At 70.3% G+C, this 15,372-nt stretch carries 14 protein-coding genes and 2 pseudogenes; 9 read left to right on the top strand and 7 right to left on the bottom strand.

Annotated features, from left to right (window positions below; genetic code table 11):
• Positions 1-9 precede the first annotated feature (9 nt).
• Positions 10-2,898 (top strand): CHAT domain-containing protein, encoded by a 2,889-nt coding sequence (locus tag ACIHCQ_RS18440; RefSeq protein ID WP_399663186.1) that lies wholly within the window; start codon positions 10-12, stop codon positions 2,896-2,898.
• A gap of 33 nt (positions 2,899-2,931) precedes the next feature.
• Positions 2,932-4,704, top strand: a complete 1,773-nt coding sequence (locus ACIHCQ_RS18435; RefSeq protein WP_399663184.1) for a tetratricopeptide repeat protein — start codon at positions 2,932-2,934, stop codon at positions 4,702-4,704.
• A gap of 10 nt (positions 4,705-4,714) precedes the next feature.
• Here the strand turns inward: ACIHCQ_RS18435 and ACIHCQ_RS18430 are convergent, their stop codons facing one another.
• On the bottom strand, positions 4,715-5,539 hold the full coding sequence (locus ACIHCQ_RS18430) for a (2Fe-2S)-binding protein (RefSeq protein WP_399663182.1): 825 nt from the start codon (positions 5,537-5,539) through the stop codon (positions 4,715-4,717).
• Positions 5,540-5,830: 291 nt separating this feature from the next.
• On the opposite strand from ACIHCQ_RS18430, the gene ACIHCQ_RS18425 reads away from it, so the two are divergent.
• The 4 genes from ACIHCQ_RS18425 (at position 5,831) to ACIHCQ_RS18410 (ending at position 9,861) form a co-directional block, all read left to right on the top strand.
• Positions 5,831-7,051 (top strand): acetyl-CoA carboxylase biotin carboxylase subunit family protein, encoded by a 1,221-nt coding sequence (locus ACIHCQ_RS18425; protein ID WP_399663180.1) that lies wholly within the window; start codon positions 5,831-5,833, stop codon positions 7,049-7,051.
• A gap of 132 nt (positions 7,052-7,183) precedes the next feature.
• Positions 7,184-8,380: a glycoside hydrolase family 64 protein gene (locus ACIHCQ_RS18420; RefSeq protein WP_399663178.1), complete on the top strand. Its 1,197-nt coding sequence runs from the start codon at positions 7,184-7,186 to the stop codon at positions 8,378-8,380.
• Between the two features lie 95 nt (positions 8,381-8,475).
• Positions 8,476-8,829 carry a VOC family protein gene (locus ACIHCQ_RS18415; RefSeq protein WP_399663176.1) on the top strand — a complete coding sequence of 118 codons (354 nt, stop codon included), beginning with the start codon at positions 8,476-8,478 and terminating at the stop codon, positions 8,827-8,829.
• 66 nt (positions 8,830-8,895) lie between these two features.
• Positions 8,896-9,861 (top strand): pirin family protein, encoded by a 966-nt coding sequence (locus ACIHCQ_RS18410; protein WP_399663174.1) that lies wholly within the window; start codon positions 8,896-8,898, stop codon positions 9,859-9,861.
• A 248-nt stretch (positions 9,862-10,109) separates the two neighbouring features.
• On the opposite strand, the gene ACIHCQ_RS18405 is transcribed toward ACIHCQ_RS18410, so the two are convergent.
• The gene (locus ACIHCQ_RS18405; RefSeq protein WP_399663173.1) at positions 10,110-10,391 is read right to left on the bottom strand and encodes a hypothetical protein; all 282 of its coding nucleotides are present in this window, start codon (positions 10,389-10,391) and stop codon (positions 10,110-10,112) included.
• Positions 10,392-10,683: 292 nt separating this feature from the next.
• On the opposite strand from ACIHCQ_RS18405, the gene ACIHCQ_RS18400 reads away from it, so the two are divergent.
• Positions 10,684-10,869: a hypothetical protein gene (locus ACIHCQ_RS18400; RefSeq protein WP_399663171.1), complete on the top strand. Its 186-nt coding sequence runs from the start codon at positions 10,684-10,686 to the stop codon at positions 10,867-10,869.
• 273 nt (positions 10,870-11,142) lie between these two features.
• Here ACIHCQ_RS18400 and ACIHCQ_RS18395 read toward each other — a convergent pair whose 3' ends face one another.
• From ACIHCQ_RS18395 to ACIHCQ_RS18375, 5 genes and pseudogenes are all read right to left on the bottom strand, one after another.
• A complete protein-coding gene (locus ACIHCQ_RS18395; protein ID WP_399663170.1) occupies positions 11,143-11,361 on the bottom strand; it encodes a hypothetical protein in 219 nt (72 codons plus the stop codon).
• A gap of 16 nt (positions 11,362-11,377) precedes the next feature.
• Positions 11,378-11,827: a hypothetical protein gene (locus ACIHCQ_RS18390; protein ID WP_399663168.1), complete on the bottom strand. Its 450-nt coding sequence runs from the start codon at positions 11,825-11,827 to the stop codon at positions 11,378-11,380.
• Between the two features lie 49 nt (positions 11,828-11,876).
• The gene (locus ACIHCQ_RS18385) at positions 11,877-13,091 is read right to left on the bottom strand and encodes a sensor histidine kinase (protein ID WP_399663166.1); all 1,215 of its coding nucleotides are present in this window, start codon (positions 13,089-13,091) and stop codon (positions 11,877-11,879) included.
• Positions 13,088-13,516, bottom strand: a pseudogene (locus tag ACIHCQ_RS18380) (response regulator transcription factor); the annotation flags it as partial. The pseudogene ACIHCQ_RS18380 and the gene ACIHCQ_RS18385, both read right to left, overlap by 4 nt.
• Positions 13,517-13,696: 180 nt before the next feature.
• Positions 13,697-14,050, bottom strand: coding sequence for an MmcQ/YjbR family DNA-binding protein (locus tag ACIHCQ_RS18375; RefSeq protein ID WP_399663165.1), 354 nt, complete (start codon positions 14,048-14,050; stop codon positions 13,697-13,699).
• Positions 14,051-14,276: 226 nt separating this feature from the next.
• On the opposite strand from ACIHCQ_RS18375, the pseudogene ACIHCQ_RS18370 reads away from it, so the two are divergent.
• Together ACIHCQ_RS18370 and ACIHCQ_RS18365 are read left to right on the top strand one after the other, a co-directional pair.
• Positions 14,277-14,525, top strand: a pseudogene (locus ACIHCQ_RS18370) (ATP-binding protein); the annotation flags it as partial.
• Between the two features lie 320 nt (positions 14,526-14,845).
• A complete protein-coding gene (locus ACIHCQ_RS18365) occupies positions 14,846-15,367 on the top strand; it encodes a hypothetical protein (protein WP_399663163.1) in 522 nt (173 codons plus the stop codon).
• The last annotated feature ends 5 nt before the right edge of the window (positions 15,368-15,372 follow it).

Below are 15,372 nucleotides of genomic sequence, written 5' to 3'. Positions count from 1 at the left end.
GGGTCTGTGGTGGCAGCCCATGTGCGGGACGAACTGATCAGGGCGCTGACCGCGCGGATCCGGCGCTTCCTCATGACGTACGACCATGACGCGGTGCTCTCACCCGAAGCGCTGGTCCTGGTACGGGAGCTGATGGGGTGCGTGCCCGACCCGGCCCGGGACCCGGAGGCCGTACGGGCGATCGCGGGGCTGCACCGGTGCCGTGCGCTCCTGCTGACCGGCGACCGGGCCCGGCGCGACGCGGCCGTCGCCGACGCCCTGGAGCCGCTGGCCGCGCAGGGGGAGCAGCCGGAGGACCTCGCGCGGGACGTCGCGGCGGCGGGGCTGCTCCAGGGGGCCATGGAACGGGTGACGGACCTGACGGCGGCGGCGGAAGCGGCCGTCGCACGGGTGGAACGCGACCCCGACCACGAGCGGATGACGGAGACGCTGGAGGCCTGCCGTACGGCGGTGGAGCAGATCCCCGACGAACTCCTGCCCTTCCGCGCGTCGCCCCTGCAGAACTGGGGGATCGCGCTGCGGCTGCGCTACGAGCGCCACCACGACCTGACGGATCTCCACGAGTCCATCGCCAGACTGCGGCAGGCCAAGACGCTCGCGGGCCCGGGGCACCCGGCCCGAAGGGCGATCCTGACCGGGCTGGGCGTGGCGCTGCGGGTGCGCTACGAGCGCGTCAACGCCCTGGAGGACCTTCGGGACGCGGTCCGCTACGCGCGAGAGGCGGCGACCGCGCCCCACTACGGCTCCGCGTACGGCTCCGAGGACCCCGACGAGGACCGCCACAACTACGGTGGCCGGCTCCACAACCTCGGCCTCGCACTGCGCCTGCTCCACGAGAGGCTCGGCAGGCCCGAGGACCTGGCGGAGTCCATCCGGTGGCACCGGGAAGCCGTGGCCGTCACCCCGCCCGGGCATCCCGGGTACGCCATCTTCCAGCTGGGCCTTGGCAACGCGCTGGCGAACCACGACGACGGTACGGCCGGAGGGCAGGGTGAGGCGGGCGAGCGGCTGGCGGCGTACGAGGAGGCGGCGGCCCGCGCGACGGGCGTCGAGCTCAGGGCCGCGGCAGCCGGCGCCCTGGCCTCGGCCCTGGTCGACACCGGCGAGGACGCGGACCGCCTCGCCAACCTGGACCGCGCCGAGCGGCACTGCCGTGATGCGCTCGCCGCCCTGCCCGAGGGACATTCCGTACGGGCAGCGGTCCGCTATCAGCTCGGCAGGGCGCTGCTGGCGCGCTACACGCGCGGGGACCGGCGGCCGGCGGACCTGGCGGAAGCCCTCGCCTGTCACTCCGCCGCAGCGCGCCAGCCGACCGGGGCGGCGCGCGTGCGGCTGCTGTCCGCGGCCCACTGGGGTACGGAAGCGATGGCGCTGGACGACCCCGCGCAGGCGGTCGAGGCGTACGGCCTCGCCGTCGAACTGCTGCCGCGACTCGCCGCGCGCCACCTGGCCCTGAGCGACGCGGAACACGCGCTGGCCGGGCTGCCGTACCTCGCATCGGACGCGGCGGCCTGCGCGTTGCGCGCGGGGGACCCGGAGCGTGCGGTCTCCCTCCTCGAAATGGGCAGGGGAGTGCTGCTCGCCCGGGGCATCCAGGGGCGCGACGACTTCGCCGAACTGCGCCGCCGTGCCCCGGAGCTCGCCGAGCGACTGACGTCACTGCGCGAGGCACTCGATGCGCCGGACGGCAGCGACGGGGACGACCGGGCTCGCGACGACCGTACGGACGCGGATATCCGCCACGTACGCGCGCGTGAATGGGACGACCTGCTGGCGGAAATCCGCACCGGTGTGCCGGGGTTCGAGCGCTTCCTGCTCCCGCCCTCCGTGGCCCGGCTGCGCGAACAGGCCGTGGACGGGCCCGTGGTCCTGGTCAACGTCAGCCGCTTCGGATCCGCCGCGCTTGTCCTCGCCCGCGCGGGTCTACGGGTCGTGCCGCTGCCCGAACTGACCCTGGAGGCCGCCGAGACGGAGGCCAACGCGCTGCTCAACGCGCTCGCCCGGCTCACCGATCCCGCGACCGGACTCATGGAGCACCCCGACCACCAGGACCGGATCGACGCCACCCTGCGCTGGCTGTGGAACACCGTGGCCGGTCCCGTACTCGATGCGCTGTCCATCACCGGGCCCGGCGGAGAGCGGCGGTTGTGGTGGGTGCCGACCGGGCCGCTGGTCGTCCTCCCGCTGCACGCGGCCGGGCACCACCGGGAACCGGAGACCGACGGCCGTACGGTACTGGACCGGGCCGTCTCCTCGTACGCCCCGACGGTGCAGGCCCTCGCACACGCCCGCCGCGGTGGTGAGAGCGGGGCGGCGGCGACTGCCCTGGTGGCGGCCGTGCCCGAGGCGCCCGGTGCGCCGCGGCTCCCGCGGGCCGCCGAGGAAGCCGCCGCGGTCGCCGCGCTGCTCCCCGGCGCGCGCGTACTGCTCGGGGCAGCGGCCCACCGCGAAGCCCTGGTCACCGGACTGGCCCAGCACCCCTGGCTCCACTTCAGCGGCCACGCCGTGGCCGATCCGGCAAAGCCTTCGGCGAGCCGACTCCTCGTACACGACCATCTTGAGCATCCGCTCACGGTGGCCGACATCTCCCGCCTCGACCTGCGCGGCGCGGAGCTGGCCTATCTCTCCGCCTGCGGCACGGCCCACGCGGGGCTGCGCCTGGCCGATGAGTCGCTTCATCTCACCAGTGCGCTGCAACTCGCTGGTTACCGGCATGTGGTGGGCAGCCTGTGGTCCGTGGAGGACACGGTGTCCAAGGAGATCGCCAAAGTTTTCTACGAGACGCCAGGGCTTCCCGACCACCCGGCCCGGGCGGTCCACCGGGCGGTCCGCGCAGGTCGGGCGGCCTACCCCGACGCCCCGTCACACTGGGCGGCCCATATCCACGTCGGCACCTGAACTACCGGAGGGAACTACCGGAATGGGGGAATCATGAGTGGGCGTATCGGTTTCCGGCTGAGGGTCGCGGTACTGGCCGCGTACCTGGGCGACCATCCCATCTCCGAGCGCCGCGCGCGCAAGGCGGCCGAGGCGGGCAGCCGGGAGGGCATGACCGTGTACGGGCTCGGGCTGGCCTGCCTGGGCCGACCGGAGGAGGCCGAGCGCTGGCTGCGCAAGGCCATGGCCGCCGGGGACCCCTTGGCCCCGGCGGCCCTGGGCACCCTGTGCATGGAAAGCGGCGAGAGCGCGCGCGGCATGGCGTACCTGCGTGGAGCGGAAGCGACGCATGGCGCGCTGAGCGCCCGGCTGGCCCTGATCCAGGTGTGGGCACGGCGTACGGTGCCGTTCGACGCCAAGGTCCGGCCCGCCGGCGTACCGGACCCGGCACTTCCGCCGTCTCCGAGCGCGGAGGGCAGGGCCGCGGTACGGGCCGGACGCTCCGCGGCGGACTGGGCGGAGCTCAGGCGGAGCCTCAAGCCGAACGCCGCCACCGACTCGCCGGACATCATCCCGGCCATGCTCATCACGCGGGCGCCGGAGGGGGATATGGCCGAGGCCCACAGCTGGTTCATCGCGGCGGCGGAGGCGGAGGCGGAGGCTGGGCCCAGGCGTCGGCCCGGAGCCGGTTCCGGGGCCGAGCGTCCGCCCGGAAACGAGTCCGGCAACCACGCGCCCGACCCCAACCCCAAGCGTCGGGCCGCGCCCGAGCCCGACCCCGGGTTCGGATCCGGAACCGGAACCGGAACCGAGTCCGGGCGCGAGCGGCGGCCCCTGTCCGGACCCGAGTCCGAGTCCGCATCCGGGCCCGACGACCCTCACCCCGACCCCGACCCCGAGTCTGGACTCTGGGCCACGCTTCAGCGCCTCTTCAGCCCCGGCGAGGATGTGCCACCCGAGGTGGGCAAGGCCCTGGGCGCCATCGCGGCCCGCGCCGGTGACCTCGCGGCGGCGGAAGCGTGGTTCGCCGACGCGGCCCGGAGCGGTGACCCCGAGGCGCTGCTGTTCCACGCCGAGGTCCACGCCGACCGGCACGGCATGGACCGCGCCGAAGGCCTCTTCCGCAAGGCGGCCGAGGCCGGGAACCCGGCGGCCCAGCACACTCTTGGCGTCCGCCTGATGAAGCGCGGCCAGAACGAAGAGGCCGAGCGGTACTTCCGTACGGCAGCGGCGGCCGGGTACATCGACTCCGTCGTCAACCTCGGCGTACTGCTGCGCGGCAGGGGCGACTTGGACGGCGCCGAAGCGTGCTACCGGCGGGCCATCGAGGCCGGAGACATCGCCGACAGCAATAACAACCTCGGCAATCTCCTCCGGCAGCGGGGCGACATGGCGGGCGCCGCCAGAAGCTGGCGCATCGCGGCGGCGCACGGCAACGGTGCCGCGATGGCCAGCTGCGGGGCGCTCCACGCCGAGCGGGAGGAGTGGGCCGAGGCGGAGGCGCTGTTCCGGCGTTCCGCAGCGGCGGGCGACACCACCGGCATGCTCAACCTGGCGACCATCCTCCGGCGGGACGGACGTATCCGTGAGGCGGCTCAGTGGTTGCAGTCGGCATCCGGTGCCACCCCCACCCAGCCTCAGCCCGACTCTGCCCCAGGCCCCGGCTCCGACTCCGCTCCCGACCTCGGCGCGGTGGCCGACTGGCTCCGGGGTCCGGCCGAACGGGGTGACGCCACCGCGCGGGAAGCGCTGAACATGATCGAGGAGGCCGAGGAGGCGGAGGAGGCAGACGACGAGAACCAGCGGGGCGAAGACCCGTCCCCATGACCCCTGTCCTTCAGGTTCCGTCACCCTCAAGGCGGCGCAGCCGCTCGGCGTCGCAGGTGCGCGGGCAGGTGACACACGCCTCGGCGGGCCGGATCGTGTAGTAGAGGCAGCAGCCGAGCCGGGTCCGGGTCGGGTACGACTGCCCCTCGCGCCCCGTCAGCCGACGGAAATCAGCTCCCCCGGGGAACGGCGCGACCGGCCCTGGAAGCAGCGCTCCGGCCGCCCGTACGGCGTACTCCTCCTGCCCCAGCACCCGGCCGAGGTACCAGATGCCGGACACCAGATCGTCGCCGACCATGCCCCACAGCGCCCGCGGCCCCCGCCGCAGCCGTGGGCCCATCGCCGCCAGCAGCGGCCGTACGTGATCGGCGACCGCGGCGCGCAACTCGGCCCGCAGGGCCTCCTCGTCCGGCACCACCCGTACGCCGGGAAGCCCGGCCGCCGGATCGTCGGGGAGGCAGGCGAAGCCGCCCGGGACGACTTCGTACGCAGCGGTGGTCAGGCTGACCCGGACGTGGTGCGGGGGTATCAGCGGCACCCGGCGCTCCAGATACCACGGGCCGCTCATCAGCAGCGAGACGGACCAGAGGTGGCCGTGCAGCACGCGGGAGGCGACGACGTCCGGCCGGGCGGTATGCGCGTGACTGCTCAGGATGCGGGCCGACTCGGCTTCGAGGAAGGCGTCGAGGAGGTCGGGGCGCAGCGCCAGTTCGGCGCAGTCGGCCCAGCCCTGGCGAGCCGGTGAGCCGGGCTCCGCGAGGTCCGCCCGCAGCGACCCGCCGCACAGCCCGGTGAGCCGCCCATAGACCGAGGCGAGCAGGGAGGCACAGCTCACGGCGGGTTGTGCCAGTGGGATCGCCGGGGCCGGAAACACAGAAGTACTCCTCAAACGCCAAAGCCAAAGCCAACGTCAAACCGTCGAGCTGTCGAAGCACAGCCGCGAAAGCGGGGAAGGTAAGGCTCACCTTAACCACGTTGAGGACCTTGATCGCCCACTCGGGGTCGCGCCACGCTGAAGTGAACGAGAGCCCTGGCCCGCCGAATTGACAAAGTAAGGCACACCTAACCTAGGATCTCCGCTCGCCACCGGCCCACTGCCGGGCCGCCCTCGCGGAAGTGATCACCCATGTGGATGTACGTTCTCGCCCTCAACCCGACCGATTCGGTCACCGAGGGCTTCCTCCCCGCCGCCCGTCGGCTCGGGCTGGATGTGACGGTGCTCACGGACCAGCCCGCGGCCCACCGCGCCGTATACCCGGACGACATCGAGATCCTGGAGTGCGACGTACGGGACTTCCGCGCCGTCATCACCCGGATCTCGTCCCACAGGGCAACCCCGGACGCGGTCTTCTCCAACAGTGACCATCTGCAGACCCAGGCGGCCCTGGCCGCGGACTACTTCGGCCTGCCCGCCAAGAGCTGGCAGGCGGCGCTGCGTACCAAGGACAAGGCGCAGATGCGCCGGCACCTCGCCGCCTGTGGCGCGGACACCGTCCCGTCCGTGGAGCTGGCGGCCGGCGAGGACCCCGCCACCGCGCTGTCGGCCGTGCCCGGGATCCCGTACCCCTGTGTCGTCAAACCGCGCGAGGGTGTGGCGAGTGAGGACGTCGTACTCGTGGAGGCGTCCGGGACCGGTCCCGCCGGGCTGATCGCGCGGTGCGCGGAGATCCAGGCGCGCAGACCGGGGGCCGCGCTGGTCATCGAGGAGTATCTGCCGGGGGAGCTGTTCACTCTGGAGACGCTCGGCGACGGAGCCGTGCGCCATGTGCTGGGGGGTTTTCACACGGAGCTGTCCCCGCCTCCGTACTTCATCGAGCAGCGGCTGGCGTTCGTCCCGGCACACCCCGCGCCGGTGGTGGAGCAGGTGCTGGCCCAGCTGGACGCGCTCGGCGTGGGGTTCGGTGCCTGCCACACCGAGTTTGTGGTGCACCAGGGGCGGGCGCGCATCATCGAGGTCAACTACCGGGCCATAGGGGACCAGTGCGACCTGCTCCTCGCCCAGCTGCTGGGGATACCGCTCTTCGAGCACATACTCCGTACGCATCTGGGCGAGCCGCTGCGCGCGGACCTGGGGGCGCGGACGGACGGCGCGGCGCGGCTCGACTACCCGTGCGCGGGGCGGGCGGGGACGCTGACGGCGGCCCCGGCCGCAGCCGATCTGACCATCGGCGAGGTGCAACTGACGTACCGGCCGCTGCGCGGGATCGGTGAGCGGCACGAACTCCACCACACCAACCGCGATTTCCTCGGTGTCGTCCGGGCAACCGGCACGGATCAGGCGACTGTGGACCGGGCGGTCGCCGACTTCCTCGCCGCGCAGCACTGGGAGATCGCGCCGCACGGGTGAAGTGAACGAATGGGGTAGGGCCTTGACGCTCATTGGTCTAGGCCTGATGCTGAGAGCGCTCTCTCAGGTGTCATTCGGGGCTCCACGTTTCATCCCTTCACCCCCACAGCCCCACCCATTTGGAGGACGAGCGTGCTTGCCAAACGAAAAGCGCCGGCGTTGCTGGCATCCGCGGTCGTGCTTGCCGCGGGATTCTCAGCCGCCGGACCCACCCCCCACGCCGAGGCCGCGATCCCCGCGACGATCCCGCTCGAACTCAAGAACAGCTCGGGGCGCGCCGGCCAGGTCTACATCTATACGATCGGGACAGAGCTCTCCACGGGCCGACAGGGCTGGGCCGACGCGAACGGGACGTTCCACGCCTGGCCCGCCGGGGCCAACCCGCCCTCCCCGGCCCCCGACGCGTCGATCGCCGGACCGGCCAACGGCCAGTCCAAGACCATCCGGATGCCGAAGTTCTCCGGAAGGGTCTACTTCTCCTACGGCCAGAAGCTGGTCTTCAAGCTGGCACCCGGCGGCCTCGTGCAGCCCGCGGTCCAGAACCCGTCCGACCCGAACAGGAACATCCTGTTCAACTGGACCGAGTACACGCTCAATGACTCGGGGCTGTGGATCAACAGCACCCAGGTCGACATGTTCTCGGCGCCGTACGCCGTCGGTGTCCGGCCGCCGACCGGCGCCATCAAGACCACCGGCCATCTCAAGGCGGGCGGCTACAACGGCTTCTACAACGCGCTGCGCGGGCAGCCGGGCGGCTGGGCCAATCTGATCCAGACCCGCCCCGACGGCACCGTGCTGCGCGCCCTCGCCCCCGGCCACGGCATCGAGGCCGGCGCCCTGCCGGCCGCTGTCATGAACGACTATGTCAACCGGGTGTGGAGCAAGTACGCCACCTCGACGCTGACTGTGACGCCGTTCGCCAACGAGCCGAACAACAAGTACTTCGGCCGGGTCTCCGGCAACGTCATGAACTTCACCAACAGCTCGGGCGCGGTCGTCACGTCGTTCCAGAAGCCCGACTCCGACTCCGTCTTCGGCTGTTACAAGCTGCTGGACGCGCCGAACGACCGGGTGCGCGGCCCGATCTCCCGCACGCTGTGCGCGGGGTTCAACCGCTCCACTCTCCTCACCAACGCCAACCAGCCCGACGCCTCGTCCGCGAACTTCTACAAGGACGCGGTGACCAACCACTACTCGCGGAAGATCCATGCGCAAATGGCGAACGGCAAGGCGTACGGCTTCGCCTTTGACGACGTCGGCGCGCACGAGTCGCTGGTGCACGACGGGAATCCGCAGCAGGCTTACATCACGCTGGACCCGTTCAGCTAGGACGGGTAGCGGACGCGGTACACCTGGAATGACTGGCGAACGGTCCGTACCCTGAACGGGCCGTTCGCCACATCCATGCGCGGAGAGGAATCATCGTGACTGTGCGTCGTGTCGTGCCCGACATCCTGACGAAGGACAAGGCGGAGAGCCGCGACTTCTACAAGCTCATCGGTCTGGAGCAGGTCATGAACCGCGGCTGGGTCATGACGCTGGCCTCCCCGTCCAACCCCACGGCCCAGGTCATCCTCATCACCCACGAGGCGACCGCGCCCGTGGTGCCGGACCTGAGCATCGAGGTGGACGATGTGGACGCGGTGCACGCGGCCATGGTCGAGCGGGGCGCGGAGATCGTGTACTCGCTTCGGGACGAGGGGTGGGGCGTACGGCGGTTCTTCGTACGGGACCCCAACGGCCAGGTGGTCAACGTCGTCAGTCACCAGAATCGTTGAATGCTCTACTATTATTCCGGCGTGGGGGCTGACGGCAGCCACTCGTACAGGAATAGGTTGAGCGCCATGAGCAATCTCGATCGTCAGGCCGCACTCTCCGTCTGCGGCGGTCGTGGGTTCGTCGTTTCCGAGCCCGTCCGTGAACTACTCAGCCCCCGTCGCGTCCAGCTCGGCGAATCCACCGAGGTCCGCAGACTGCTGCCCAACCTCGGCCGCCGGATGGTGGGGGGCTGGACCTTCGTCGATCACTACGGTCCCGACGACATCGCTGACGAGCCCGGCATGCAGGTCCCGCCCCACCCCCATATGGGCCTTCAGACGGTGAGCTGGCTCCACGACGGCGAGGTGCTGCACCGCGACAGCACCGGCAGCCTGGCGACGATCCACCCGCGCGAACTCGGCCTGATGACGTCCGGACGGGCGATCAGCCACTCCGAGGAAAGCCCCGAACCGCACGCCCGGTTCCTCCACGGCGCCCAGCTGTGGGTGGCGCTGCCCGACGCCGACCGCAATACCGAGCCGCGGTTCGAGCACCACACCGACCTGCCGGTCGTCACCGCGCCGGGCCTGAGCGCCACGGTCATCCTCGGGGACCTCGACGGCGCGACCTCGCCCGGCACGACGTACACCCCGATCGTCGGCGCGGACCTGACGCTCGCCAGGGGCGCGACGACGAGCCTGCCGCTGGACCGCGACTTCGAGTACGCCGTACTGGCGATGTCGGGCGAGGCTCATGTCGACGGTGTCCCCGTACTCCCCGGCTCGATGCTCTACCTGGGCTGCGGCCGTACCGAACTTCCCCTGCGGGCCGAGTCCGACGCGGGCCTGATGCTTCTCGGCGGTGAGCCGTTCGAGGAGGAGATCGTGATGTGGTGGAACTTCGTGGGGCGTTCCCATGAGGAAATCGCTCAGGCGCGTCAGGACTGGACGGAGTCCACCCGCTTCGGCGAGGTCAAGGGCTACGACGGTGGACCGCTGCCTGCTCCCGAACTGCCGCCGGTGGCGTTGAAACCTCGGGGAAGGGTGCGCTGACCTGGCGGTCCGCTCGTACCCGCTGGCGCCGGAGCGTACGGCGGAGGCGGTCTGCGCGCGGGCGGGCGGTGGCCTGTCCCGGGCCGCGTGGAAGACGTACCTGCCGACCTTGCCGTACCGCGACACCTGCCGACATCGTGCTGAAGTGCCGCAAAGTGGGCTGTCCGAAGCAGGGTTGCGCCACAATACGTCGGCCTTCACGACCACTGTCCCGGGCGTGAGGCCGACGTCATGCTGTGTTCTCTATGTCACCGACGGTGTCGGGGTGAGTCTGTTGCGGCGCCCATAGAGGACTGCTGGGCGGACTCGCCGGCTGTCACCGCGGTGACGCGGATGTCGACGTCGTGGCTGCTCCAGCCGTACTGGTCCGGGCCGGGGCCGAACCAGAGGTCCAGGTTTCCGCCGTCGACCGCGTGGACGCGCAGTGTCTGGGGCGAGGCCTTGCCGGCCCGTGATGTCAGAGGCGTGTGGAGGAGCGCCCGTTGCCGGAAGATCCGCGCGCGCTCCAGGGCCTCGTCGATGTCCCCCACTCAGCTCACTCTCCTTCGTCCAGGACGGCGTCGCCGCCCTGGATGTGGCGGGCGGGGTTCAGGCCCAACCGGCGGCTGCATCGGCGGGGAGAGAGAACTTCCCGGCCCGCAAGCAGAGCACCAACATTGCTGTCGCGGCCGTATCCCGTGAACTGGCGAACTGATGCTGGAGTTTGGCGGTGATGGACGACCGACATCCTGTTGACAGGACGGATCAGCCCGTAACCTCATGACCTTGGGTAAAACGCCAACGGCCCCTGCCGACCGGCGCGTTTGATGTAGCTTCGTCGGCATGAGCAATGACATTCGCATAGACCGTGCCCCGTCCTCCGGGGGCGGCATCCAGATCACGGTCAGTCTTTCCCCCATGGTTTTGGCGAAGCTCCAAAAGGACGGCTCCTGGACGGAGTCGATCAGCGAAGGCCAGGTCACCGGCGACGGACCGGCCATCACCCAGATCGAGTTCAGGGTGCCGTAAGTCTCGTAGCGCGCTAGCGACGGCGTCGGCCCGGCCACCGCCTGATACTCGCCGCGTACCAGGCGGCCTCCCGGAAAGCACCATGGCCGAACCGGAAGGTCCGGCAAGCGGCAGGGCCGGGGAGAAGGCCCGCGGGCCGGGAAGCTGTTCGGTGACGAGCAGGCTGCCCTGGAGAAACGGGGTGAGCGCGCCGTCCGGCGCAAGGGGCGTCATGGTCGACGTGAGCCAGGTCCGCCCTGAAGCGGCTGGTCGGCGAACGCGCCGGATGCATCTCTATGCGCTACAGAATTTCTGCAACACCGTCAGCCCGGCGATGAAACCGCCGCAGTCGCCCGCGCTCTCCGCCTGCTCGCCAAGCCGGTCCCATCGTTCGGCGCACTCCTGCTCGGTCGGAGCAGAGTAGGCGGGCGCGGTGGCTTCGGCGATCTTCCGCCGCTGCCACGCCATGCCCTCCTTGCGCCCAAGCGTGTACGTCTCGCGAACGCGGTCCAAATGCGCCGCCCGCTGCTCATCCTCGGTCGGCTTGTCGGGTTCTGCCGAACAGCCGGTGAGGCACGTGACAACGAGTGCAGCGCCGCACAGAGTCGAGCCAGGACTGCAGGACTGCCGCGGGGTCGGGGTGCTGGGCGAGTTCGTCGTCGCTCAGCAGCCGCAGCACACCGTCGTCCTCGTCCTCGGGGGCCGGGACGGATGCCGCCGTCTCCAGGAACCAGGCGGGGCCGTCGATCTTCTCGGCGATCCAGGCCAGCTCGGCGGGGTGCAGCACGCCCAGGACATCGGCGATGCCGGCGTGCGGAGTGTGCGGGTTAGCGGCGAGGGCGGCCAGGGTCTCGGCCCGGCGGTGCTCGGAGTGGCGTTCCAGGAGCCGGGCCGGTCGGTCGTAGTCGGCGGGGCGGTCGGACGGAGGTCGGGTGCGGGTGGCCAGGCTCCTCGTCGAGCCGGGTGGCTTCGTGATCAACGACGTGAATGCGGTCGCCGGAATCAGCGCGTGGCGGGTGCTCTGGTGGTCACTGTGTGGCTGCCTCGGGCGGCAGCCACACAGTGACCACCAGGCCTCCTCCTTCGCGTGGAACAGCGGTCACATCGCCGCCGTGCGCGCGGGCCATGTTGCGGACGATCGCGAGGCCGAGGCCCGAGCCTCGTTCGGAGTCGACCCGGTCGGCCTGTAGCCGGCGGAAGGGCTGGAAAATCGCTTCCATGTCGTAACCGGGCACGGTGGGGCGTGTGTTGGTGACAGCCAGGACTGCCGTTCCGTTGGGTTCGGCCGCTGTCGTCATGGATACCCAGCCGCCCGGATTGTTGTAGCGGATGGCGTTCTCCAGCAGGTTGTGCACGATCCGCTCCAGCATCACCGGGTCACCGCTCGTCAGGGTCGGCCCGGGGGAGAGCCGCAGCTGTATGCCGACGTCATTCGCCTCCCCGAGCCGCAGTTCCGCGACGTGTCCGGCGATGTCGGCGAGGTCGACCGTGGAGCGGTCGCGGGTCTCGCGGTCGCCTTTGGCCAGCGCCGGCAGGCCGTTGATCAGCCGCTCGTGCCGTTCGTTCACCACCAGGAGTGACCCGCCCAGACGCTGGGCGTCGTCGCTCGCGGCCTTCTTGCGCAGCGCGACTTCGATCAGTGTGCGGTTGATGGCCAGCGGCGTACGCAGTTCGTGCGAGGCATCGGATACGAACCGCTGTTGGTCGTCGAAGGCGTGCTGGAGTTGGTCCATCATCGAGTCGAAGGTGTCCGCCAGGTTCTTGATCTCGTCGTGCGGGCCGGAGAAGGCGAGGCGTTCACCGAGGTTGCCTTTTGAGATGCGGCCGGCGGTCTCGGAGATGTGGTGCAGTGGCCGCAGAACCCGGCCTGCCATCAGGTAGCCGAAGATGGTGGCCACGATGGTGAGCATGCCCAGGGCTATTGCGCCCTGGCTGAGCAGGGACCGCAGCGTGGCGTCCATGAAGCCGGTTTCCAGCTTCCGGATGTCTAGGCTGTCATGGGGCGTTGTGGGGGTGGTGGGAGTGAAGGGGGCGCTCGGCCCGTCCGGCTGGGCAGCCTTGGCGGGGTCGGTGGTCTTCATCGATATCCTGACGAGTCTGTCCCCCAGTGTGTTTTCGACCAGCAGATAGGTGATGCCGAGCAGGGGCACCCCGGCGGCCATGAAGAGCGCGCCGTACATCAGGGTGAGGCGCACCCTGATCGTGGGCCGTTGGAACCTCGGCAGCTTGGGAAGGCGCTTCATCGGATGCGGTATCCCCTGTGCACGGTCTCGATGACCGGCGGACTCCCGAGCTTCTTGCGCAGCTTCATCATGGTCACACGTACGGCATTGGTGAAGGGGTCGATGTGCTCGTCCCACGCCCGTTCCAACAGGTCCTCCGCCGTGACAACCGCGCCATTCGCGCGCAGCAACTCCAGCAGCACGGCGAACTCCTTGCGGGCCAGCGGTACGTAGCGGCCGTCGCGGTAGACCTCGCGACGCGCCGTCTCGACGCGCACTCCGGCCCGTTCGTAGGCGGGCGGTCCGGCAGGCCGCGAACGGCGGGCAAGGGCGTGTACCCGCGCGATGAGCTCTCCGAAGGCGAACGGCTTGGTCAGGTAGTCGTCGGCGCCGATCGCCAGGCCGTCGATACGAGAGGGAACGTCGGAAGCGGCGGTGACTCCGAGCGCCACCGGCTCAAGAAGAACGGACTCTGCGCCGCTTCGGCCTGCGCAAGGCGACCATCATGGATGGCCCCCGCATCCTGGGCGTCTCCTGGGGCACTGCGGAAGGCCGTTCCGGCCACGGGTTCGGGTGCGCTCCTTGGGATCTCTCCGCCTCCGGACGGGAGCCGGGGCGAGGCTCCCTCAGGCGCCCGGTCTGAGCGTCGGGAACTCCTCGGCGAGCCGCTCCGGCGCGGCCTGACTCCAGGAGTCCACGAGGATGTCGCGCAGTTCGTCCAGATCTTCCAGTGCGGCGAGCCGCACCCGGACCCATGCGGAGCTCGCCTCGTGCGGCGGCACCCAGAACTTCTCGGGTTCGGCAGCGATCAGCTCCGTACGCTCATGTCTCGGGCACCGGACGGCGAACGACGACTCGTCGTCGGGAATCGTGATGTACATCTTCCCGGCCACACGGAACGTGGGCATGCTCCATGCTTCCTTCTCCACCGTCTCTGGGAGGGAGAGGGCGATACGGCGGACATCCTCGGCATCGATCATGGCCACCACATTAGCCAGACCCACTGACACTCCTCAGTGGGTCTGGCGGGACCCGTTGCTGTTGCGACTTTTCGAGATAGGTGACACCTGATCTCGGTGGTCGACACCACCCTGGGGGGCACCCGGTGACCGGCGCCGATGAGACGCCGAAGCCGTACCGGTCTTCTGCCGTGCCCGTTCTGTGACGTGATCGGCACCGGCCCGCACACCGCTGGCGTCGGGTCCCATGATCGTATGGCTCAACGGCACCCACGGCGCAGGCAAGACGACGACCAGTGCACTCGTGCAGCAGCTGATCCCGGATTCACGGGTGTTCGACGCCGAGAAGGTCGGCGAGACACTCATGGACATCACGCCGGGGCTGCCCGGGACGGACAACTTCCAGCACTGGCCGCCGTGGCGGCCGCTCGTAGTCGAGACCGCCCGCCGCGTACTCGACTACACCGGCGGCACTCTGGTGATGCCCATGACTGTGCCTAGGGCGCGTATCGGGTCGTGATCAATCTGCGGATTCGTCCTCGTGGCGGGATGTGATCCGGTAGATCGTTTTGCATGACGCGAGTGCAACTGTCGGATGCGGAGTTTGCGCCGTGAGGCGCTGTTGATTCGAGCGAAGGTGGGAGACCTTCGCAGCCGACCCTGTGCAGCCCGATCCGGGTGGTGCCGGGGAGGGCGGGAGCGGCCTTGACAGCACCGGGACGGCCAGTACTGCCAGCAGGTGCGGGCCCGGCAGGCGTGGTGGAGAGGAGTACCACCGCTGCCCCTACCGCCGAACGGCGCGTAGCGTGTCCGGGCATGACGCTGCTGCCGGACCTGCCTCAGAACACGGTGCTGCTCGACCTGCTGCGGGAACAGGGCGTTCCGCAGGAGCACGGTGACTTTGTCTACGAGGGGTGGGAGCTGCACACCCACCCGGACCTCGTCGAGAGACTTGAGGACCTTGCTCCCCACTGGCCGGTCCTGGCGACTTTCGGCATGCCGGTGCTGGCAGCCAAGGGCATCGCCGCGGTCGTCGCCTGGGGCATGGGCATGCTGCTGGTGCGGCTTCCCGAAGCGCCGCCCGAGCTCCTGGAGCCCGCAGCGCCCTGCCCGCCCCTGACGGATTCGGGCCAGGGCTGGTACACGGTCTGCCCCTGGCAGAGCGAGCTTCACTCGGCGGAGTCCAAGCGCCTGCTGTCACTGCTGGTCCAGCATGCGCTCTCGTATGCGGCGAGCCTGTCGGAGGACGGCAGCATCGACTCGCAGGGCCGCCCGGTTCAGGCTCCGGGCAAGCGCAGCGGCAAGGACAAGGGCAGCTGGCAGGGCGGCCGCGGATGACGGCG

Source organism: Streptomyces sp. NPDC052236 (genome assembly GCF_044548015.1).
GTDB lineage: Bacteria > Actinomycetota > Actinomycetes > Streptomycetales > Streptomycetaceae > Streptomyces.
This window is presented reverse-complemented; position numbering and strand designations above follow the sequence as displayed.